The organism is Streptococcus sp. 3167 (assembly GCF_013277175.1).
Lineage (GTDB): Bacteria > Bacillota > Bacilli > Lactobacillales > Streptococcaceae > Streptococcus > Streptococcus pseudopneumoniae.
Genome location: NZ_VMML01000108.1, coordinates 1 through 585 on the forward strand (window position 1 = coordinate 1; position 585 = coordinate 585).

Consider the following 585-nt stretch of genomic DNA (forward strand, 5'->3'; position numbering starts at 1 on the left):
TCCATCTGGTAGTGATGCAATTGCACCTTTTAAGCAAATGTCATGCAACATCTACTATTATGCGGTATTAGCTATCGTTTCCAATAGTTATCCCCCGCTACCAGGCAGGTTACCTACGCGTTACTCACCCGTTCGCAACTCATCCAGAGAAGCAAGCTCCTCCTTCAGCGTTCTACTTGCATGTATTAGGCACGCCGCCAGCGTTCGTCCTGAGCCAGGATCAAACTCTCATTAAAAGTTTGAGTTCTCACTCATTTCTGTCACTGACAGATTTATTGTTTTTTCATTGTTCAGTACTACAACAGTTGTTGTAGTGCCCTGCACATTGGTTCGTCTTGTTCAGTTTTCAAAGGTCTTTGTCACTCGCTTCTCTCAAGCGACAACTATATTAGTATATCACAGTCACTTTCGCTTGTCAACACTTTTTTTGAAACTTTTTTAATCTTTTTTTCATCAAGTGTTACAACCGCAACATACTATAGTCCGTACGGGATTCGAACCCGTGTTACCGCCGTGAAAAGGCGGTGTCTTAACCCCTTGACCAACGGACCAGAGTTGTTATTTTCAACTCTTACTATTATACAG

General features: G+C 42.4%; 1 tRNA gene and 1 rRNA gene. Both read right to left on the reverse strand.

Going from position 1 to position 585, the window contains the following annotated elements:
* Nucleotides 1–236 (reverse strand): 16S ribosomal RNA (locus HT678_RS11060); the annotation flags it as partial.
* Nucleotides 237–479: 243 nt separating this feature from the next.
* A tRNA-Glu gene (locus HT678_RS11065) sits at nucleotides 480–551 on the reverse strand.
* Nucleotides 552–585: the final 34 nt, after the last annotated feature.